Here is a 19,868-nt window from a genome sequence, read left to right as displayed (position 1 = left end):
TCTCGTCAGTCTTGTGGGTCCGGCCCGAACGCGGCGCGGGATGCGTTCCGCTGTGCCTCGCGGCGGGTCGCGGCAAGGAGGGCGTCGCCGAGGACGGTGCCGACGACGGCCCGCTCGGCGAGTTGATCGAGGTTGCCGGATGCCTTCGCCAGCCATTGGATCTCGAGCGCGGCAAGCTGCTCGGCCGCCTTGTGGTAGGCGGTGAGCAGTTCCGCCAGGTCGGCATGGCCGAGCGCGTCGGCGACCTCGAGGACGTCGGCGACCGAGCCCTCCGCGACGGCGCGTTGAGTCACGCCGAGGGAGCTGTGCACCGACGGCGAGGGATCGTGCACCGCCGCGACGACCTCCTTGGCAGTTGCGATCGGCAGTCGGCCGACCTCCACGAGCGTGCGCACGAGGCGAAGGCGGTGCAGGTGCGACTCGTCGTAGGCGACCCGGTTGTAGCCGGTCCGGTTGCCGCCGGGCAGCAGCCCTTCGCGGACGTAGTACTTGATGGTCGCGACCGGGATCCCGGACCGCTCGGCCAGCTCGTTGATCTGCACCTGATTCCCTCCGGCTCTTGATCGATAGTAGCACTATCGATAGGCTCGATCGCATGCGGACGTACGTGGTGCTTCGGGCTGGTGCGCTGATGGTCGCGGCCGTGACCGCGCTGCTGCTGGTGGTTGGTGATCATCCACCGGAGTTCGTGGTGGCAGATCTTCTGGTGGTCGCCCTGCTGGCCGTCGCCGCGGTGCTCCCGTCCGGACGGCTGGGGCTGATGGCGCTGGCGACCGGCTTCGGTGTGGGGCTGGGGGTGTTCACTGTCGCGTTCGCCGCGTCGGTGGACGACGGTGCCGTCAGTTGGGCGCTCGCCTCGGCTGTCGTCGGCTGCCTGGCCGGCATCTCTGTCGCCCTCCGCGAGACCCGTCCGGCGCCGCTGCGGTAGTTTCCGGTCTCTCGTAGGGTCGAGGCATGGTCGACTACAACGGGCGGATCGGGGCTGTGTACAGCGCGGGGCGGGTGATTTCGGCGGCCGAGGTTCGGCGCTGGGTTGCGGCGTTCGCGACGTACCTGCCGGAACGGCGTCCGCTGGACGTGCTCGATCTGGGGAGTGGTACCGGTCGGTTCACGCCGGGGTTGGCCGCGGAGTTCCAGGGGCGGGTGTACGGCGTGGAGCCGTCGGACCGGATGCGAGCGGCGGCGGAGGAGGCGCCGCATCCGGGCGTGACGTACGTGAAGGGCAGTGCCGAGGACATTCCGTTGCCGGAGGCATCGGTTGACGCGGTGCTGATGTTCTTGTCGTTCCACCATTTCCGGGACCCGTTGCAGGGACTACGTGAGGTGCGCCGGGTGTTGCGGCCCGGGGGAGTGGCTTTGCTGCGCACGCAGTTCTCGGACCTGATGCCGGAGCTGTTCTGGTACGAGTACTTCCCGGCCGCGCGAGCCGTCGACGCGGCGATGTACCGCTCCGTGGACGAGACGAGGGCGCTCGCGACGCAGGCGGGCCTCGTGCCGGGCGCGGACGTCGTACGGATCACCGGCGAAGATGCGCGCACGCTGCGGGAGAGCTACGAGCGGCTGCGGCTGCGGGCGCTGTCGACGTTCGAGCACCTGTCGGCCGACGAGGTCGAGCCGGGGTTCGCGCGGCTCGCCGAGGATGCGGAGCGGGATCCCGACCGGGTGATGCCGGTGCACTCCGCGACGGTGCTGGTGCTCACGCGTCCCAGGTGACGCGGAGCGCCGCTGGCTTGCGGAAGACCAGCCCGCGCGGTGGAGGGGAGTCCGGCGCCAGCCGCAGGCCGGGGAGGTCGAGGACCGCCTCCAGTGCGGTCAGCGTTTCGAGACGCGTCAGGTGCATGCCGAGGCAGATGTGCGGTCCGCTGGCGAACGCGAGATGGCGGCGGGCATTGGGTCGCCGTACGTCGAACGTGTCGGGGGACTCGAAGACCGCGGGATCACGGCCCGCGCCCGCGAGGGAGACGGTGACCATGTCGCCGCGGCGGATCTGTGTGCCGGCGAGGTCGACGTCGCGGGTGGCGTAGCGGTCCACGACAGCGGCGGCCGGCTCGAGGCGGAGCGACTCCTCCATCGCGTTCGGCAGCAGCGACGGGTCGGCCAGCACGAGGTCGAGTTGGTCGCGGTGGGTGAGCAGGTGCCACAGGGCGTTGGTGATCATGCCCTCGGTGGTCTCGATCCCGCCGAACATCAGGACGGCGGCGTTCGCGACGATCTCGTCGACGCCGAGCCCCGTGTGCGCCGCCGCGGCCAGCAGGGAGTCGGCGGAGTCGATGCCTGCAGCAACGTGTTTGTGCAGTTCGGCGAAGGCGTCCGCACCGGCGTCCGTGACCGGACGGCCCGCGGACACGCCGGACACGGAATCCGAGATCGCGGTGTACCAGTCCAGCACCGTCGAGGCCGAGGCCGGCGGCAGACCGAGCGAGTACGCCACCACGGCCACGGACAAAGGCCCGGCCAGCGCCGTCCGCAGGTCGGCCTCCCGCTGCGGACCTTGCAGCGCCGTCATCAACTCGCCGACCGTTTGCTGGACGGGTTCGGTGAAGCGGCGCCGGGTTTCCGCCAGACCGAACGGTGCGTCGAACGGTTCTCTGTGCGCCTTGTGCCGCGCACCATCGAGCGAGAGCATCGACGGACCGACGACCTGCGCGGTCGAGAACCGCGGATCGTCGACCGTGAACGTCTCCGGATCACGCAGTACCTCCAGCGCGAGCCCTCGGCCGGTGACGAACCAGGTATTGAGGGCCTCGATCCACCCGACCGGACGGATCGCCGCCAGCGTCGGATGCGGATCGTTCTCGAGTTCTTCGACGGTCGCCACCCCGACAGCCTAGGCTTAAGACCACTGGCTAGACTGGTATTGCTGAGACAGATCGGATATGAACGACTCAGGAGCCCTCCGGGTTACGGATCCTGAACTCTCGCCCTCTAGGGTGTGGCCCATGTCTGAGAACCTGGTGCTGCTGCCTGCCGTCGACGTGGCGGACGGGCAGGCGGTCCGGCTGGTGCAGGGCGAGGCCGGGAGCGAGACGTCGTACGGCGATCCGCTGGCCGCGGCGATGGCCTGGCAGGAGGCCGGCGCGGAGTGGATCCACCTCGTCGACCTGGACGCGGCGTTCGGTCGCGGCAGCAACCGTGAGCTGCTCGCCGACGTGACCGGCAAGCTCGACGTACAGGTCGAGCTGTCCGGCGGCATCCGCGACGACGACTCCCTGGAAGCCGCGCTGGCGACCGGCGCGCGCCGGGTGAACATCGGCACCGCCGCCCTCGAGGACCCGCAGTGGTGCGACCGGATCATCCAGCAGTACGGCGACCGCGTCGCGATCGGTCTGGACGTCCGCGGCCGCACGCTGGCCGCCCGCGGCTGGACCAAGGAAGGCGGCGACCTGTACGAGGTGCTCGAGCGGCTCGAGGCGGCCGGCTGCGAGCGGTACGTCGTCACCGACGTCACCAAGGACGGCATGCTGCAGGGCCCGAACCTGGACCTGTACCGCGATCTGTGTGCGCGCACCGACAAGCCGATCATCGCGTCCGGCGGCGTCTCCAGCCTCGACGACCTGCGCGCCCTGAGCACGCTGGTCGAGGACGGCGTCGAGGGCGTCATCGTCGGCAAGGCCCTGTACGCCGGCGCGTTCACCCTGACCGAGGCACTCGAGCTCACGCGTGGAGGCGACAAGTGAGGCTGGCCGACAAGCTCAAGGACAAGAAGGTCCTGGTCACCGGTGTCACCGGTTTCGTCGGTGAGGCGCTGCTGCACCGGATCATCGGCGAGCTGCCCGGCACCACGGTGGCCGCGATCATCCGGCCGAAGGGCTCGCTCACCGGTGTGGACCGGATGGCGCAGCTGCTGCGGAAGGACATCTTCAAGCCGTTCTACGGCGAGGGCACGCCGTACGCCGACGCGGAGGCGCTGACCGCGGCCCGGGTCCAGGTGATCGAGGGCGACCTGTCCGACGTACCCGAGCTCCCCAAGGATCTCGACATCGTCGTGCACTGCGCCGGTGACGTGAGCTTCGACCCGCCGATCCACGAGGCGTTCACGACCAACGTGCTCGGCACCAAGAGCCTGCTCGAGCGGATCGTGGAGACGGGCCGGCCGGTGCACTACGTGCACATCTCGACGGCGTACACGGCCGGCCGCCGGCGCGGCGCGATCCCGGAGGCGCCGGTCGACCATTTCGTCGACTGGCGGACCGAGGCCGAGGCCGGGATGGCGATGAAGGCCCGGATCGAGGAGCAGTCCCGGTCCGCGCCGATGCTGGCGAAGTTCCGCAAGGAGGCCGAGAAGCTGCACCGCCGCGCCGGTCACCTGACGGCCGCGGCGGACACCGAGCGGCGGCGGAACGAATGGGTCGCGAAGCGGCTCGTCGAGACCGGCACCGAGCGCGCCCGCAGCCTCGGCTGGACCGACTGCTACACGTTCACCAAGGCACTCGGTGAGCGGGTCGTCGAGGAGTTCGCGGGCACGCTGCCGACGTCGATCGTCCGGCCGGCGATCATCGAGTCCGCGGTGCAGAGCCCGCACCCGGGCTGGATCGAGGGCTTCAAGATGGCCGAGCCGCTGATCCTGGCCTACGGCCGCGGCGAGCTGCCGGAGTTCCCCGCGAGTCCGGACTCCGTCATCGAGATCATCCCGGTCGACCACGTGGTCGGCGCGATCTGCGCGGTGATGGGGACCGAGCCCGAACTGAACAAGCCGGAGTACTACCACATCGGCTCCGGCGCCCGGAACCCGCTGACCTTCGAGCAGCTGTACGCCGGCGTCCGCGAGTACTTCTCCAAGCACCCGTTCGACCTCGGCGAGCGCGGCGCCGTACGGCTGCCGGTCTGGAAGTTCCCCGGCGGCGACTCGGTCGAGACGATGCTGCGGTACGGCGAACGCGCGCACAAGATCGCCGACACGATCATCACGCACGTCCCGCGGGGCGAGAAGACCCGGAAGTACGCCCGCGAGCTCGACGTCCAGAAGCGCCGGCTGGACTTCCTGCGGCGCTACATGGACCTGTACTCCGAGTACGCCCAGGCCGAACTGCAGTTCGTCGACGACAACGTCCTCGCCCTGCACAACGCGCTCGAGGGAGACGACAAGGAGAAGTTCGCCTGCGACACCTCGGTCGTCGACTGGCAGTACTACCTGCAGGAGTTGCACTGCCCGAGCGTCACCGAGTCGATGCGCCGCCTGGACGTCGTCCGGAAGAAGCGCAACAAGGCGCTCGCCGAGTCGGCGGGTGTGCTCAAGAAGGTCGAGCCGCACGCGGACAGCCAGGTGATCGCCGCGTTCGACATGGACGGCACGCTGCTGTCGTCGAACGTGATCGAGACCTACCTGTGGATGAGGCTGCCCGAGCTGGACAGCCACCAGCGGGTCGGCGAGATCGGCGCGATGCTGCGCAAGTTGCCGAAGCTGATCGCTGCCGAGCGCAAGGACCGCGGCACGTTCCTCCGCACGATCTACCGCCGGTACGCCGGCGCGGACCTGGAGGAGCTGAACCAGATCGTCGACGAGATCCTCGCCGAGCACGTGCTGGAGCGGCTCAGCGGCGCCGCCGTCCGGCGGATCCGCGAGCACCGCGCCGCCGGGCACAAGACGATCCTGATCACCGGCGCGGTCCGGCCGCTGACCCGGCCGCTCGAGCCGCTGTTCGACGAGATCGTCGCGGCTGAGCTGGCGGTCGACGACCGCGGGCGCTGCACCGGGTTCCTGTCCGGTCCGCCGCTGGTCGGTGAGTCGCGGGCCGCGTGGATCAAGCACCACGCGCGGCAGACCAACATCGACCTGTCCAAGTCGTACGCCTACGCCGACAGCCACTCGGACCTTCCGATGCTGTCTGTGGTCGGCAACCCGGTCGCGGTCTCGCCGGACGTGTCGCTCTTCCGGGCCGCCCGGGCTTCACGCTGGCAGATCGTCGACTGGAAGACCCCGTCCACCTCGTCCCGTCTGGAGCTGCCAGGGGTACAGCGTTCTGGAGGTCTGGCCCGATGATGCTCGCTCTCGAGATGTACCGGTCGCCGGCGAAGTACCTGGCGGCCAAGGCGGTCGGCGGCCGCATCCCCGGCGTCCTGACCGGGCCGGCCGCGCCGCTGCGCCTCGTCACCATCAACGAGCCCAAGGCCGAGCGGGAGGGCTGGGCGCGGATCCGCCCGATCCTGTCCGGCATCTGCGGCTCGGACCTCGGCATGGTGACCGGCTCGACCAAGCTGTACTTCTCCGCGGTCGTGTCGATGCCGTTCGTCCCCGGTCACGAGATCGTCGGCGAGCTGCTCGACGACTGCGAGGACCTGCCCAAGGGCACCCGCGTGGTGATGGACAGCGTCCTGACCTGCGCGGCCCGCGGCGTCGAGCCCTGTGAGGGCTGCGTTTCGGGCAACACCAACCGCTGCGACCGGATCACGGTCGGTCACGTGGCGCCGGGTCTGCAGACCGGTTTCTGCCGGGACACCGGCGGTGGCTGGGGCAACCTGGTGGTCGCACATCGCAGCCAGCTGTACGCCGTACCGGACGGAATGTCCGACGAGCGGGCCGTGCTCGTGGAACCGCTGGCGGGCGCGGTGCACGCCGCGCTGCGGGCCAAGGTCCAGCCGGGGCAGTCGGTGCTCGTCAGCGGTGCCGGCGCGGTCGGGCTGTTCACGACGCTCGCGCTGCGTGAGCTGACGCAGGCCGGGCGGATCACGGTGGTGGCCAAGCACGCGAAGCAGCGTGAACTCGCACGGGCGTTCGGCGCCAGTGACGTGGTCGCTCCGGACGAGGTGTTCCGCGGCGTACGCCGGTCGACCGGAGCGTTCCGCCTGAAGCAGGACTTCAGCGGAGGCGAGTTCCTGCTCGGCGGTGTGGACGTCGCGGTCGACGCGGTCGGCAGCAAGAACTCGATCGACACCGTGCTGCGGGTGACCAAGGCCGGCGGTCGCGTGGTGCTGTCCGGGATGCCTGCCAGCGGCGCGGACCTGTCGCCGGTGTGGTTCCGCGAGCTCGAGGTCACCGGCACGTACGCCTCCGCGCGGGAGGAACCGAACGGCCGCCCGGCGTTCGAGACCGCGCTGGAACTCGCCGGCCGGGCCCCGCTGGACGGGATCGTCGGGGCCCGCTATCCGCTGTACCGCTGGCGCGAGGCTTTGGACCACGCGCATTCGGCCGGCCGACTCGGCACGGTCAAGGTCGCATTCGATGTGAGGGCCTCATGAGGGCGCTGAACGTACGACGAGAGAGGTTCTGACAATGGCTCGGCCAGGTTTCGTGCTTGAGGTGGACGACCGGACGCCGCCGCTGATCGTGCACAACGGCGAGGGGTTCCTGCTGGAGCGCTTCCCGCTCGGCACCCGGGTGGTGTACCCGCCGGAGGCGCTGCCCGCGGTCCGCGACGTCGACGAGGCGATCCAGAACGCGCTGCTGAACCCGATCGAGTCCGAGCCGCTGCCGGAGCTGCTGCGCCCCGGGATGCGGCTGACGATCGCGTTCGACGACATCTCGCTGCCGCTGCCCCCGATGAAGAAGCCGGACATCCGGCAGCGCGTCATCGAGGCGGTGCTGGAGCTGGCCGCGCAGGCCGGTGTCGACGACGTCGAGCTGATCTCGGCGAACGCGCTGCACCGCCGGCTGACCCCGAACGAGCTGCGCGACATCGTCGGCGAGCGCGTCTTCCGGTCGTTCTTCCCCGACGGCAAGCTGTACAACTTCGACGCCGAGGACCGCGACAACCTCACCCACCTGGGCCAGACCCGGCACGGCGAGGACGTCGAGATCTCCAAGCGGGCGGCCGAGTCCGACCTGCTCGTCTACGTGAACGTGAACCTGGTGGCGATGGACGGTGGCCACAAGTCCACCTCGATCGGCCTGGCGTCGTACAAGTCGCTGAAGCACCACCACAACAGCCAGACGATGATCCACTCGCGGTCGTTCATGGACCACAAGGCGTCGAAGATGCACCACTCCGCCTGGCGGATGGGTGAGGTGCTGACCGAGCATGTCAAGGTCTTCCAGATCGAGACCACGCTGAGCAACGACATCTTCGGCGGGCCGATCGAGTTCCTGCAGAAGCGCGAGTGGGAGTGGTCGCTCAAGGACCAGGCCTCGATGCTCGGCACCAAGCGGGCGCTCGCCGCCGCGCCGGCCAAGGTGCGGCACAAGATCTTCACCGACGTCCGCGCGAACTACGGGCTGACCGGCGTGAACGCGGGCGCGATCGAGCCGGTGCACGAGAAGACGCTCGAGATGGTGCACCGCCAGCACCTCGTCGAGGTCCAGGGGCAGGCCGACGTCGGCGTCATCGGCGTACCGTATCTCGGCCCGTACAACGTGAACTCGGTGATGAACCCGATCCTCGCCGCGTGCATGGGGATGGGCTACCACTTCAACTCCTACCGGGGGAACCCGATCGTCCGTAAGGACGGCGCGCTGATCCTCTACCACCCGGTGCCGTACGAGTTCAGCCAGCTGCACCACCCGTCGTACGTCGACTTCTTCGAGGAAGTGCTTGCCGAGAGCACCGATCCCGCGACGATCGAGGCGAAGTTCGAGAAGCAGTACGCCGAGGACCCGTGGTACATCCACCTGTACCGGACGTCGTACGCGTACCACGGCGTGCACCCGTTCTACATGTGGTACTGGATCAGCCACTGCCTCGACCACTGCGGTGACGTCGTCTGGGTCGGCGCGAACCGCAAGACCGTCGAGCGGATGGGCTTCCGGTCCGCGTCGACGCTGCAGGACGCGCTCGAGATGGTCAGCCACTCGGTCGGCCGGTCGCCGTCGATCACGTACCTGCACAACCCGCCGCACCTGATCGCGGACGTGCGCTGATGGGCAACAGCGTGGTGAAGTTCGGCCGCGAGACCGTGCGCGACGTGAAGCAGGTCGCGCGCGGCTGGCGCTGGGGCCGGCGCGCGCAGGTGCCGCGGTCCGCCGAGCCGTACGTGATCCCCAAGGAGACCACGGTCTTCCCGACCAAGTGGGCCCGGACGCCGGCCGCGATCGCGGTCCGCGACCTGATCCAGAAGGGCCCGCTGAACGCCGTCCTGAACTTCGAGGTCAGCCCGCGGGTCAGCGGCCTGGACTCGCTGCTCAAGCTCGATGGGCCGGCGCTCATCGTGGCGAACCACTCGTCGCACCTCGACACCCCGTTGCTGCTGCTGTCGCTGCCGGACGCGATGCGCCGGCGGACGGCGTTCGCGGCGGCCGCCGACTACTTCTTCGACACGTGGTGGCGGGCGGCCGGGTCGGCGATCGTGTTCAACACGTTCCCGATCGAGCGCCGCGGCGGCAAGATGAGTTCCACACCCGGCGACCTGCTCGCCGACGGGTGGAACGTCGTGGTGTTCCCGGAAGGGACGCGCTCGCCGGACGGCTGGGTGCAGCGGTTCCGGATGGGCGCGGCGTACCTCGCCGTCGAACACGACGTCCCGGTGATCCCGGTCGGCATCAAGGGTTCGTTCGCCGCGATGCCCCGCGGCCGCGGCTGGCCGATCCCCGGCCGCCCCGCGGTGCACGTCCGGTACGGCGACCCGCTGCGACCCGCCGAAGGTGAGAGCGCCCGCGACTTCGCGCCCCGGATCGCCGCCGCGGTCTCGGCACTGCTCGACGAGGAGTCGACCACCTGGTACGAGTCCCGCCGGCGCGCCGCGATCGGCGCCTCGCCGTCCCAGACCGGCCCCGAAGCCGCCCGCTGGCGCCGCGTCTGGGAGTCCACCCGCCCCATGAGATCCACCGACAACCGCCGCCGCGCCTGGAAGTAACAACCGTCGGCGGGACAACTACAGGTGCCGTCCCGCCGACCCACCCCGGACGTTGGTTCGCGGGAAAGGTGGTTGCCGGTGAGTGGGGCTGATGTCCCGCCCACCCGCCCCCGGCGTGCTACGCAGTGGTGTGCAGTGGTCAGGCGGATGTCATGCCCCGCTGCCCGGCTGACCCGCTGTAGCGCGCACAACTTGTCGGAGCTCTGCTCGCGAGGTGGTGTCCCGCTCACTCGGCCCCGGGCGTAGTGCGTACGCAGGTGGTGGCGAGTACACGGGGTCGCGTCCCGCCCGGTGAGTCGGCGACGACGTGTACGTGGATGGTCGCCGGAAGTGGCGCGCCGCGCACGGGGGTGTGGTGCGGGCGATGGGTCGGCGATCTGCGACACCTCGTGGGGACTGGAGACAGGTAATGGCTTGTCTCCAGTCCCCAGGGCTTGTCGTCAGTTCACCTGCCCGCTCGGGCGAGGACGAGCGGTGGTGGACGGGGAACGTCCGGCGGGGAGACCCCATGGATCGCTAGGGTGCGGCCGGTGGATGAGGTGGGGGCGCGGCGGGTCTCGCGGTGGGGGCGGTACGGCGTCGCGCTGGGGATCGCGCTCGTCGCGGTGCTGGGATGGTGGCTGTGGATTCGGGCAGGCGTCGACAGCGGGCCTGAATCCTTCGTGCTCGTAGGCACCGGGATCGCACTGGTTGTGAGCACCCTGCTGGTCTCGAACATCGGCGTCCGGCCGCGGATCCGGGGACGGTACCTCGAGGTGACGACGCTGATCGGCCGGCAGTCACTGGACCTGAGCGCCGTGTCCGCGGCCCGCTGGCAGCGCGCTCGCGGCGGATCGGTCAGCCTCCGGTTGAGTGACGACCTGACCGACGTGGTCCTCGTCATGCCCGTCCCGCCCGAGGTCTTCCCGGTGATCAAGGACGCGCTGAGCGCTGCGGCCGCGCGCGGCGTCGTGCTGCCGCGGCGGGTCACGACCCTCTTCAACCTGCCGGCGATCCCCGGAGCACCGCGGACCGGGAGCAACTACCTGCCGGTGATCGTGGCCGTCCTCGCCGGCGGCGCTGTCCTCGGAGCGGTCGTCGGCCTGATCTCCGGGCGCTGAACGCTACGCTTGGCCGCGTGAGTCTTGCCGTGCGAGTCATTCCCTGTCTGGACGTCGATGCCGGGCGGGTGGTCAAGGGTGTCAACTTCGCGGATCTGCGCGACGCCGGCGATCCGGTCGAGATGGCGCAGGTGTACGACGCGGAGGGTGCGGACGAGCTCACCTTCCTCGACATCACCGCGTCGTCGGGCTCGCGCGAGACGACGTACGACGTGGTCCGGCGCACCGCGGAACAGGTCTTCATCCCGTTGACGGTGGGCGGCGGCGTCCGCGAGGCGACCGACGTGGACCGGCTGCTGCGGGCGGGTGCGGACAAGGTCGGGATCAACACCGGAGCGATCGCGCGGCCGGAGGTGATCCGCGAGATCGCGCACCGGTTCGGGAACCAGGTCCTGGTGCTGTCCCTCGACGTACGGCGGTCCGCGGAGCAGCCGAGCGGGTTCGAGGTCACGACCCACGGCGGTCGCCGCTCGGCGGGGCTCGATGCGATCGAGTGGGCGCAGCGCGGGTGCGAGCTCGGCGCGGGGGAGATCCTGCTGAACTCGATGGACGCCGACGGGACGAAGCAGGGCTTCGACCTCGAGCTGATCAAGGCGGTCCGTGACGTGGTCGACGTACCGCTGATCGCCAGCGGGGGAGCGGGCGCCCCCGAGCACTTCCCGCCCGCGGTGCAGGCCGGCGCGGACGCCGTACTCGCCGCCAGCGTGTTCCACTTCGGCGACTTCCGGATCGCCGACGTGAAGAAGGCCCTCCGCGACGCGGGGATTGTGGTCCGGTGAGTATGCAGGTCGAGCGGTCGGAGGAGTTGGTTGCGGCGATCGAGCAGGAGCTGTCCGCCCTGTTCCGCCGTTCGCGCTCCGCGTCCCTGCGCCTGGCTCGCCGCGTTCACCCGGAGCTGGACGCCGCCGGGTACGCCCTGATCTCCCAGATCGAGCTGGGGACGGGCGGCGGCGCCGGCGTCCGCGCGTCCGACGTCGCCCAGGTGCTCGGCCTCGACAAGTCGACCGTCAGCCGCGGCATCACCCACCTCGAGAACCTCGGCCTGATCGAGCGGGTCGGCGACCCCGCCGACGGCCGCGCCCGCCTGCTCCGCCTCACCACCACCGGCGCCGAACGCTTCGAGGCCATGCGCACGCAGCGCCAGACCGAGTTCCGCGCCATCCTCGACCGCTGGAACCCCACCGACCTCGCCGACCTCGGCCGCCTCCTGAACCGCCTGAACGCCGACCTGGGCTGATTCCTGGTACGCCGCTCCAGTCGGCGGCACCCCACCACGCGAGGGTTATCCCCGCGACTGCCAGGTTCTCCACTGGTACCTCAGGGTCTGCCGGAGCTACCTGCTGTGACCGGCTGGCCACAACATGCGCATATGGTTGTGGAAACCAACTATTTAGGTATATAGTTGGGTTATGCAACTAGCTCAGGAACCTCTCGTCCCGGGGGTAGAGCGGGATGCGGCCGCCTGGGAGCTTCTCGAAGGGGTCAGTTCCCTGGTGCGGGCCGTGCGGTGTATCGAGCATCGGCAGCTGACGAACGACGGCGGACTGCGCCGGTCGGACGCGAGTGTGCTGAAGGTGCTGCTGAAGGGCGGTGAGCAGCGCGGTGGCGAGATCGCCGCCAAGCTCGGCGTCGACGCCTCGGTGGTGAGCCGGCAGCTGACCGCGCTGGAGGCCGACGGACTGGTGAGCCGTCGGCCGGATCCGGCCGATGCTCGCGTCGGGCTGGTCAGCCTCGCACCCCGGGGGAAGGCCCAGTTGGAGGCGCTCTACTCGTCCTACACCCAGCAGCTGAGAACCGCCTTGTCGGACCTCGACGACGACGCGCTGGTCGCGGCCGCTGCCACCCTGCAGCGGGTCGCGACCGCGATCACCGAGGCGAACAAGGTCGTGAGGCGTCCACAATCAACAGGAGAGTGATGACAGTCACCGAGACCCGGCGCGAGCTGCCCAGTACGCCGGAACTCACCCACCGCGAGATCCTCGAGATCCTGATCGGTCTGCTCGCCGCGCTGTTCACGGCGATGCTGAGCTCGACCATCGTCAGCAACGCCCTGCCGACGATCATCGCCGACCTCGAAGGCACCCAGACGCAGTACACCTGGGTCCTCACCGCGAGCCTGCTGGCCACCACGGTGTCCACCCCGATCTGGGGCAAGCTCGCCGACCTGATGAGCAAGAAACTGCTGGTCCAGGTGGCGATTTCGGTCTTCGTGATCGGGTCCGCATTGGCCGGCCTGTCCCACAACGTGCCGTTCCTGATCGGGGCCCGGGTGCTCCAGGGTCTCGCGATGGGCGGCCTGATGGCGCTCGCGCAGGCCATCATCGGTGCCGCGATCCCACCCCGCTCGCGGGGCCGGTACTCCGGTTACATGGGCGCCGTCATGGCAGTCGCGACCGTCAGCGGCCCACTCATCGGCGGCGTCATCGTCGACACCGACTGGCTCGGCTGGCGCTGGTGCTTCTATGTCTGCGTCCCGCTGGCCGTGGTCAGTCTGGTGATCCTGCAGAAGTACCTGCACCTGCCGGTGCTCAAGCGTGAGGTCCGGATCGACTACCTCGGCGCCGTCCTGATCAGCATCGCGGCCAGCCTGCCGTTGCTGTGGGTCACCTTCGCCGGCTCTGACTTCGCCTGGATGTCCTGGCAGTCCGCGCTGTTCGTCGGCGGCACGCTGCTGTTCGGGTTCCTCGCCGTACTGGTCGAGAGCCGCACTCCCGAGCCGCTGGTCCCGCTGAAGGTCGTGCGGGAGCGGACCACCGTGCTCGCGATCGTAGCGAGCCTCGCAGTTGGCGTCGCGATGTTCGGCAGCGCGCTGTTCCTCGGCCAGTATTTCCAGATCGCCCGCGGTTACAGCCCCACCGAGGCCGGCCTGCTGACGATCCCGATGATGCTCGGTTCGTTCATCGGCTCGGCGGGTTCGGGTCAGCTGATCACCCGCTACGGCAAGTGGAAGCGGTACCTCGTGGTGGGCGGCGTCCTGCTGCTCGGCGGTCTGCTGATCCTCGGCACGATCGACCACACCACGCAGTACTGGCTCGTCGGGCTGGGCATGCTGGCGCTGGGTCTCGGCACCGGTATGACGATGCAGAACCTGGTGCTCGCCGTACAGAACACCGTCGACGTCACGCAGATCGGCGCGTCCTCGGCGACCGTCGCGTTCTTCCGCAGTCTGGGTGGTGCGGTCGGCGTCTCCGTGCTCGGTGCGGTTCTCGCGGCGCGGGTCAAGGACCTGATCATCGCCGGTGTGCTCGCCGGCCCGAACGGTGCCGAGGCGGCGCGCAAACTGCAGGAGGGCGGTTCCGGCGGCACGAGTCTGCTGGACGTCAACCACCTCCCGCCGCAGCTGGCCGAGCTGGTGCGGCACGCGTACGGCGACGCGACCGGGCGGATCTTCCTGATCGCGGCCGCCTGTGCAGTGGTCAGCCTGGTCGCGGTCGTGTTCATCAAGGAGGTCCCGCTCCGCAAGACCGTCGCGAAGCTCGACCCGGTCGAGGACCTCGTCGAGGACTAGACCGGGGGCTCGAGGCCGGTCAGTTCGCGGGTGCGGATGATCGGTGAGCCGACCAGCCAGAGTACGGCGAGCAGGCCGCCCGCTGCGGATACGAGGAGGGTTTCCCGGACGCCGATCCAGGTGCCGAGGAACCCTCCGACGACCGCACCGAGCGGCCTGATGCCGTAGTTGATGCTGCTGAACGCGCCCGCGACCCGGCTTCGCATGTGGTCGTGAATGACCGCCGCCTGCAACGAGTTCAGCGGTACGTCGAAGCACATCACCGCGAAGGCGCCGACGAACTCGGCCACCGCCAGCGCGACAGCATTCAGCCACGTCGGACCGTCCGCCAGTGCGACGATCGCGATCGAGCTCGGGAAGACGATGGCTCCGGCGGCGATCACCGGTCCGGCGCCGAACCGGCGGCTGAGCGGCGACGCGATGACGGCGCCCAGCAGACCGCCGGACGCGCCGACGCCGAAGGCGACACCGATGACACCGGCGGACAGCCCCAGATGACGGCTCGCGAACAGCACGAGCAGCGCCATGCTCATCAGGTTGAAGAAGTTCACCGTCGTCGCACAGCCCAGGCTGCGGCTCAGGTACGGGTGCTTGAGGACGTACCGCATCCCGACGGCCGCCCGGTGCAGCAGCGGTTCGCCGGACTTCTCCGCGGCGCCCGGCTCGACCTTCAGCCGGCTGAGCTGGACGGCCGAGAACACGAATGTCAGCGCGTCGAGGACCAGCGCGACCGGCGCGGTCAGCCACTGCACCAGCAGGCCGCCGAGCGCCGGCCCGCCCATGAACGAGACCGACCTGGTCGCGGAGAGCTTGCTGTTCGCCTCCAGGTACTGATCGCGATCGACGAGCCGGACGAAGAACGACGCGTACGCCGTTCCGAAGACGACATGCGCCGTACCGGCCAGGATCGCGATCACGTACAAGTGGCCGAGGGCAAGCACACCGAGCCAGTACGCGATCGGCAACGTGAGGAGCAGGACCGTCCGGGTCAGGTCCGCGGCGATCATCAGCGGACGCTTGTCGCGGCGATGGTCCACCCACGCGCCGATGAACAGCGACGCGAGGTTCGGCAGCCAGACCGCCGCTGTCAGGAAGCCTACCTGGCTGGGGGAGGCGTCGAGCATCGTGACGGCGATCAGCGGCAGCGCGAGCTCGGTGATCCGGTCGCCGAACTCGGACACGCCCTGGGCGGACCAGAACGTCCGGAATCGTTGGTCCCGCCACAGGCTCGTGGTCGGCAGCGTCCTCACTGCGAGTCCGTTGCTTCAGGCAAGGAGAAGCGAACGTACCGGACCGGGCGGGCGTCGTCCGGCAGCTCCCCGGTGTCGCGGCGCTGGACGTACGGCGCCAGCAGTTGCTCGATCGCGGACTCGATCTCCTCGGCCTCGGCGGACGTGAGGACGAGCAACGTGTTCGCGGATCCCGCCAGCCGGCTCCACTCGGGCTCGAGGCCCGGCTCGGTGTCGGCCAGCCACTGCTGGGTGGACTCGAGCGCCTGGTTCATCATCTCGGTCCGCAGCAACCGGCCGGCCTCGGCGCCCTCCGGAGTGTCCGGCATCTCGTACCGGAACCCGCGCGCGGCCGCGTGCCACCAGCGCTGCCGCCGGTCCGATCCGCTCGGCGGCGGACCGTCGACGACCAGGCCGAAACCGGCCAGGTGCCGCAGATGCCAGCTGGTGACCGAGGGGGAGGCGCCGACGTGCTCGGACAGCTGGGTCGCCGTGGCCGGGCCGTTCTTCTGCAGGTAGCTGAGCGCGGCGAGCCGGACCGGATGCGCCAGCGCGCGCATCGCCTGCGGGTCGGTGATCTCGAAATCGCCGTACGGATTCCTGAGAGACATGTTTCGAGAGTAATCTCTCAGATCTCTGAGAGCAATGCTTCAGATCGCGATCGTGCGCATCCAGACGTCACTGATCAGGTCCGGGCGCATCCCGACGCCGGTGTAGAGAGCGACCGCCGGCGTCGGGTTGCTCGTGTCGACGTGCAGGATCGTGCCGGCGCGTCCCGCGGCGGCGTCGACGGCGAACGCGTTCCGCAGCAGGAACTTCGCCAGTCCGCGTCCGCGCGCGGACGGCACGACGGCCAGCCGCCCGACGTACCCGCAGTTGTCGGTGCTGACGAAGTTGTCGTTGCACTCGGTCATCCCGACCGGCTGCCCGTCGAGCTCGGCGATCGTCACCTGCGACCAGTCGAACGTCGATCGGCTCTCCCGCGACGCCGCCCACTCCTCGAACGGCCGCGGCAGCGTCCCGGGCTGCTCCTCGAACGCCTCCATCAGTACGGCGTGCGCTGCCCGGCGGCTCGCCTCGTCCGGGGCGCCCCGGCGTACGACGACTCCCTCCGGTACGACGGGCGGGGCAACCGGACCGTCGAAGGTGATCCGCATCCGGTGCGCCGACGTACCGATCGCGAAGCCGCGTGCGGCGAGGATCGCCGCGAGGCGCTCGTCGGAGTGGATGACGCCGACGCGGAGGATCACCTCGGCGCGGCCGGCCTCGCGGGCCCGCCGTTCCGCCTGGTCGAGGAGCCAGCCGAGCACCGCCGGGTCCTCGCCGAGGATGTCGACGTTGACGTGCGAGCCGCCGGTGATCCGTACCGCGGTGGCCGAACCGGCGAACCCGTCCGGGCCGTTCACGACCCAGCCGTCGGTCGCCAGGTCGACGCCGGGGTCGCGCAGGTAGTTGGCGACGTCCTCAGGGCTGTGCTTCGGGAACCCGAGCAGGGCCGAGGTGTACGCGGCGGACTGCTCTGCGATCAGCGCGGCGTCGTCGAGCCGCATCGGGCGGGCGGTGTGACCGACCGGCAGGCTCATGCGCTGACCTGGCGACGCCAGACCTCCATGACCAGCACCGCCTGCATGCCCACCGACAGGTAGACGCCGAGCGCCGGAGTGGGGTTGTTCGTGTCGACGTGCAGGATCGTGCCGGTCCGTCCGGCCGCCGCGTCCACCGCGAACTGGTCCCGCAGCAGGAACTTCGCCAGCCCCTTCCCGCGGGCCTTCTCCAGTACGGCGAGCCGGCCGACGTACCCGCAGTCCTCGTCCTCGACGAACTGGTCGTTGCACAGCCGCATCGCGACCACCTCGCCGTCCAGCTCCAGCAACGTCAGCTGTGACCAGTCGAAGGCGGAATGGTTCTCCTGCGACGCCTTCCACTCCTCGAACGGACGCGGCGTGAACCCGAACTGCCCGTCGAAGGCGGCGTTCAGTACGTCGTGCGCGGCCCGCTGGCTCGTCTCGTCCGGCGTGCCCCGGCGGACCGTGACACCGGCCGGGACGTCCGGCGCGGCGACCTGGCCGGCGTGGTCGATCCGCATCCGGTGGAACGTCGTGCCCCGCTCGAACCCGTAGCCGGCGAAGCGGTCCCGGCGGGCGACGTCGGCCTGGTAGTTGACCGTGTCGACCTGGACAGCCGCGTGGCCGTACTCCCGCGCGAACCCGGCCGCCCGGTCGAGGACCCGGTCGAGCAGCCAGCGCTCGACGTCCACCTCGGCGGTCACGATGTCGATGTCGAGATCCCGGTGATCGCCCTTGCCGAAGACCGCCCCGTACCCGACCAGGCGGTCGTCGTCGAACACGAGCCAACTGTCGGTCGCGAGGTCGAAGCCCGGCTCCGAGAGCTCGTCCTCCGCGTCCTCGAGGGTGTAGTCGGCGAAGCCGATCACCGAGGTGTTGTAGGCGGACACCAGTTCGAGAATCGCCTGCGCGTCCTCGCGCGTCGGCGGCCGGACGGTGTGGGTCTCAGGCAGTACGGCGGTCATTCACACATGGTGAGGAACGACCGCCGCGCTGGCTACCCAATTAGCAGGCCTTGTCCCACTCCAGCTCACAGGCAGACTGCGCCGTCCTCAAGGTGGAGACGGCGGCCGGGGGTGCCTGGTCGGACCACGACGCGAGCGTGACGCCGACGGCGTCCTCGATCGAGCGCGGGCTGATCAGGTAGTTGTTGCTGATCATCGCGAAGGCCAGCTTCCGGCCGTCCTTGTTCGTCACGTAGCCGGACAGCGACGTGACACCGGTGAGCGAGCCGGTCTTGCCGTGCAGGTTGTTGGCGGCCGGTGTGTTCGCCATCCGGCTGCGCAGCGTCCCGCCGACGAACCGTTGCGGGTTGCCGGCGATCGGCAGGGCGTCGTACCACTGCTGCCACCACGTCTCCTTCTGTACGCCGATCAGCAGGTCGGTGATCGCATCCGCGGTCACGTTGACCTTGCGGGACAGTCCGGAGCCGTCGGACAGCCGGATCCGGCTCGTGTCGACGCCGACGCTCTTGGCGTAGTCGGTCGTCACGCCGAGCCCGGCCGGCCAGCTGCCTTCGGCCTCGGCGACCGCGCCCATCGCCTTGACCAGCGTCTCGGCGTGCATGTTGTTGGAGAGCTTGAGGAACGGCGTCATCAGCTCGCCGACCGTCATCGACTCGTCCCGCGCCAACCGGGTCGCGCCCGCCGGCGTCGCGGCGTTCTTGATCCGGCCGCTCACCGAGATGCCTTCCGCGGCGAGTGCGCGCCGGAACACGTCGGCGGCGTACAGCTCGGGCTCCCAGACGGTCACCCACTCCTCGCCGACCGACGCGCCGAGCGGCACCGAGCCGGTCGCGCGGACGACATTCGTCCCGTGGTCGCGCTCGATGCTCAGCGTGTTCGACGATCCGGCCGCGCCGGTGGTCGCGGTGTTCACCAGCTGCAGTACGCCGTTCGCCGGAACCAGGGCGAGCTGCACCGGAGCGCCGACGGTCGCACCGGGGCGGCTCTCGACGATCGCCGTACCGGAGTCGTAGTCGGTGTCCGGCGCCAGCGTCAGCGCGGAGATCTGGGCGTTGTAGTAGAACGGCTCGTCGTCCCAGGCCCAGCTGTCGCCGAGGCGGACGTGGTCGAAGTACGTGTCGTCCGCGATCAGGTTGCCGTAGACGCGCCGTACGCCGGCCGCCTTCAGCTGTTTCGCCAGGGCGGCGTAGTCCGACTCGAGCGCGGTCGGGTCGCCGTACCCCTTGAGGTAGAGGTCACCGACGAGCTGTCCACCGCGGACGGGTGCGGTGGCGAGGACGTCGGTGTGGAAGCGGTACGACGGGCCGAGCACGTGCATCGCGGCCGTCGAGCTGAACAGCTTGGTGTTCGACGCGGGCAGCATCCGCTGGCCGCCGTTCCGGTCGTACAAGGTCTCGCCGGTGGTCGCGTCGCGGACCACGAGCGCGACCTGCGAACCGTCGTACCGGCTGTCGTTCAGCAAGCTGTCCAGCTTCTGCTGCAGCGCCGTCTGCTGTACTGCGGCCGGCGCTTGAGCCGACTGCGTCATCACGCCACCGGCGCCACCAGCGGCACCTCCCGCGACGACGGCCGCAACCGCGGCGACGGTGGCGACCACCCCACGCCCCGACACTCTCGGTAAAAGACTCACGAGACACTCCCTCAACCCAGGCGGAAACCAACAAGCGGAGTCTCCACCCCCGGACGCCCTGGGTCCAGCGATCAGCGCGATCGAGCTCTCGCGTTTCAGGTGAATCGATGGAAAAGTTCGTCGTACAGGTATCCGCCCCCACCTGAGG

At 69.7% G+C, this 19,868-nt stretch carries 19 protein-coding genes; 12 read left to right on the top strand and 7 right to left on the bottom strand.

From position 1 onward, the window contains the following. Positions 1–5: 5 nt before the first annotated feature. Positions 6–542 carry a MerR family transcriptional regulator gene (locus BJY22_RS30125; protein ID WP_202891321.1) on the bottom strand — a complete coding sequence of 179 codons (537 nt, stop codon included), beginning with the start codon at positions 540–542 and terminating at the stop codon, positions 6–8. Between the two features lie 53 nt (positions 543–595). Between BJY22_RS30125 and BJY22_RS30120 the strand changes: the two genes are divergently transcribed. After that, positions 596–928, top strand: coding sequence for a hypothetical protein (locus tag BJY22_RS30120; RefSeq protein WP_167213369.1), 333 nt, complete (start codon positions 596–598; stop codon positions 926–928). A gap of 26 nt (positions 929–954) precedes the next feature. Then, positions 955–1,713 (top strand): class I SAM-dependent methyltransferase, encoded by a 759-nt coding sequence (locus BJY22_RS30115; RefSeq protein WP_167213366.1) that lies wholly within the window; start codon positions 955–957, stop codon positions 1,711–1,713. Here the strand turns inward: BJY22_RS30115 and BJY22_RS30110 are convergent. Beyond that, positions 1,697–2,818, bottom strand: a complete 1,122-nt coding sequence (locus tag BJY22_RS30110; RefSeq protein WP_167213362.1) for a cytochrome P450 — start codon at positions 2,816–2,818, stop codon at positions 1,697–1,699. The two genes, BJY22_RS30115 and BJY22_RS30110, sit on opposite strands and share 17 nt — an antisense overlap. A 121-nt stretch (positions 2,819–2,939) precedes the next feature. Here BJY22_RS30110 and priA point away from each other — a divergent pair, with 121 nt between their 5' ends. From priA to BJY22_RS30060, 10 genes are all read left to right on the top strand, one after another. Continuing rightward, entirely contained in the window at positions 2,940–3,677 is a 738-nt protein-coding gene (gene priA, locus BJY22_RS30105; RefSeq protein WP_167213359.1) for a bifunctional 1-(5-phosphoribosyl)-5-((5-phosphoribosylamino)methylideneamino)imidazole-4-carboxamide isomerase/phosphoribosylanthranilate isomerase PriA, read from the top strand. Next, positions 3,674–5,980, top strand: a complete 2,307-nt coding sequence (locus tag BJY22_RS30100) for an HAD-IB family hydrolase (RefSeq protein WP_167213356.1) — start codon at positions 3,674–3,676, stop codon at positions 5,978–5,980. The genes priA and BJY22_RS30100 overlap by 4 nt, the downstream gene beginning before the upstream one ends. Beyond that, the gene (locus tag BJY22_RS30095) at positions 5,977–7,176 is read left to right on the top strand and encodes a zinc-dependent alcohol dehydrogenase (protein ID WP_167213353.1); all 1,200 of its coding nucleotides are present in this window, start codon (positions 5,977–5,979) and stop codon (positions 7,174–7,176) included. Before BJY22_RS30100 ends, BJY22_RS30095 begins: the two co-directional genes overlap by 4 nt. 34 nt (positions 7,177–7,210) lie before the next feature. Further along, on the top strand, positions 7,211–8,791 hold the full coding sequence (gene larAH, locus BJY22_RS30090; RefSeq protein WP_167213350.1) for an NPN-dependent hydroxyacid isomerase, LarAH14/15/16 family: 1,581 nt from the start codon (positions 7,211–7,213) through the stop codon (positions 8,789–8,791). Continuing rightward, entirely contained in the window at positions 8,791–9,723 is a 933-nt protein-coding gene (locus BJY22_RS30085; RefSeq protein WP_167213348.1) for a lysophospholipid acyltransferase family protein, read from the top strand. Before larAH ends, BJY22_RS30085 begins: the two co-directional genes overlap by 1 nt. 530 nt (positions 9,724–10,253) lie before the next feature. Further along, positions 10,254–10,823, top strand: coding sequence for a hypothetical protein (locus BJY22_RS30080; protein ID WP_167213345.1), 570 nt, complete (start codon positions 10,254–10,256; stop codon positions 10,821–10,823). A gap of 17 nt (positions 10,824–10,840) precedes the next feature. After that, positions 10,841–11,602: an imidazole glycerol phosphate synthase subunit HisF gene (hisF, locus tag BJY22_RS30075; protein ID WP_167213342.1), complete on the top strand. Its 762-nt coding sequence runs from the start codon at positions 10,841–10,843 to the stop codon at positions 11,600–11,602. A gap of 2 nt (positions 11,603–11,604) precedes the next feature. Then, positions 11,605–12,060, top strand: coding sequence for a MarR family winged helix-turn-helix transcriptional regulator (locus BJY22_RS30070; protein ID WP_167218843.1), 456 nt, complete (start codon positions 11,605–11,607; stop codon positions 12,058–12,060). 172 nt (positions 12,061–12,232) lie between these two features. Then, a complete protein-coding gene (locus BJY22_RS30065) occupies positions 12,233–12,739 on the top strand; it encodes a MarR family winged helix-turn-helix transcriptional regulator (protein ID WP_167213339.1) in 507 nt (168 codons plus the stop codon). After that, positions 12,739–14,331, top strand: a complete 1,593-nt coding sequence (locus BJY22_RS30060; protein ID WP_167213337.1) for an MFS transporter — start codon at positions 12,739–12,741, stop codon at positions 14,329–14,331. Before BJY22_RS30065 ends, BJY22_RS30060 begins: the two co-directional genes overlap by 1 nt. Here BJY22_RS30060 and BJY22_RS30055 read toward each other — a convergent pair. The 5 genes from BJY22_RS30055 to dacB are packed head-to-tail and all read right to left on the bottom strand — an operon-like array spanning position 14,328 to position 19,720. Continuing rightward, positions 14,328–15,581 carry an MFS transporter gene (locus BJY22_RS30055; RefSeq protein WP_167213334.1) on the bottom strand — a complete coding sequence of 418 codons (1,254 nt, stop codon included), beginning with the start codon at positions 15,579–15,581 and terminating at the stop codon, positions 14,328–14,330. The genes BJY22_RS30060 and BJY22_RS30055 overlap by 4 nt on opposite strands. Beyond that, positions 15,578–16,171: an ArsR family transcriptional regulator gene (locus BJY22_RS30050; RefSeq protein WP_167213331.1), complete on the bottom strand. Its 594-nt coding sequence runs from the start codon at positions 16,169–16,171 to the stop codon at positions 15,578–15,580. Before BJY22_RS30050 ends, BJY22_RS30055 begins: the two co-directional genes overlap by 4 nt. 39 nt (positions 16,172–16,210) lie before the next feature. After that, positions 16,211–17,143: a GNAT family N-acetyltransferase gene (locus BJY22_RS30045; RefSeq protein WP_167213329.1), complete on the bottom strand. Its 933-nt coding sequence runs from the start codon at positions 17,141–17,143 to the stop codon at positions 16,211–16,213. Continuing rightward, positions 17,140–18,090: a GNAT family N-acetyltransferase gene (locus BJY22_RS30040; RefSeq protein ID WP_167213326.1), complete on the bottom strand. Its 951-nt coding sequence runs from the start codon at positions 18,088–18,090 to the stop codon at positions 17,140–17,142. Before BJY22_RS30040 ends, BJY22_RS30045 begins: the two co-directional genes overlap by 4 nt. A gap of 40 nt (positions 18,091–18,130) precedes the next feature. Then, entirely contained in the window at positions 18,131–19,720 is a 1,590-nt protein-coding gene (dacB, locus tag BJY22_RS30035; RefSeq protein WP_167213323.1) for a D-alanyl-D-alanine carboxypeptidase/D-alanyl-D-alanine endopeptidase, read from the bottom strand. Between the last annotated feature and the right edge of the window lie 148 nt (positions 19,721–19,868).

Origin of the sequence: Kribbella shirazensis, assembly GCF_011761605.1 — a bacterium.
Classification (GTDB): Bacteria; Actinomycetota; Actinomycetes; order Propionibacteriales; family Kribbellaceae; genus Kribbella; species Kribbella shirazensis.
Note: the sequence above shows the minus strand (reverse complement) of the source record. Positions and strands in the feature narration are given on the sequence as shown.

What these genes read in the sequence shown, in the direction of transcription:
- BJY22_RS30070 (WP_167218843.1), top strand. Translation starts at nt 11,605, where the DNA reads ATGCAGGTCGAGCGGTCGGAGGAGTTGGTTGCGGCGATCGAGCAGGAG.
- BJY22_RS30085 (WP_167213348.1), top strand. Translation starts at nt 8,791, where the DNA reads ATGGGCAACAGCGTGGTGAAGTTCGGCCGCGAGACCGTGCGCGACGTG.
- BJY22_RS30120 (WP_167213369.1), top strand. Translation starts at nt 596, where the DNA reads ATGCGGACGTACGTGGTGCTTCGGGCTGGTGCGCTGATGGTCGCGGCC.
- priA (WP_167213359.1), top strand. Translation starts at nt 2,940, where the DNA reads ATGTCTGAGAACCTGGTGCTGCTGCCTGCCGTCGACGTGGCGGACGGG.
- BJY22_RS30040 (WP_167213326.1), bottom strand. Translation starts at nt 18,090, where the DNA reads ATGACCGCCGTACTGCCTGAGACCCACACCGTCCGGCCGCCGACGCGC.
- BJY22_RS30045 (WP_167213329.1), bottom strand. Translation starts at nt 17,143, where the DNA reads ATGAGCCTGCCGGTCGGTCACACCGCCCGCCCGATGCGGCTCGACGAC.
- BJY22_RS30115 (WP_167213366.1), top strand. Translation starts at nt 955, where the DNA reads ATGGTCGACTACAACGGGCGGATCGGGGCTGTGTACAGCGCGGGGCGG.
- larAH (WP_167213350.1), top strand. Translation starts at nt 7,211, where the DNA reads ATGGCTCGGCCAGGTTTCGTGCTTGAGGTGGACGACCGGACGCCGCCG.
- BJY22_RS30065 (WP_167213339.1), top strand. Translation starts at nt 12,233, where the DNA reads ATGCAACTAGCTCAGGAACCTCTCGTCCCGGGGGTAGAGCGGGATGCG.
- BJY22_RS30050 (WP_167213331.1), bottom strand. Translation starts at nt 16,171, where the DNA reads ATGTCTCTCAGGAATCCGTACGGCGATTTCGAGATCACCGACCCGCAG.
- BJY22_RS30095 (WP_167213353.1), top strand. Translation starts at nt 5,977, where the DNA reads ATGATGCTCGCTCTCGAGATGTACCGGTCGCCGGCGAAGTACCTGGCG.
- BJY22_RS30060 (WP_167213337.1), top strand. Translation starts at nt 12,739, where the DNA reads ATGACAGTCACCGAGACCCGGCGCGAGCTGCCCAGTACGCCGGAACTC.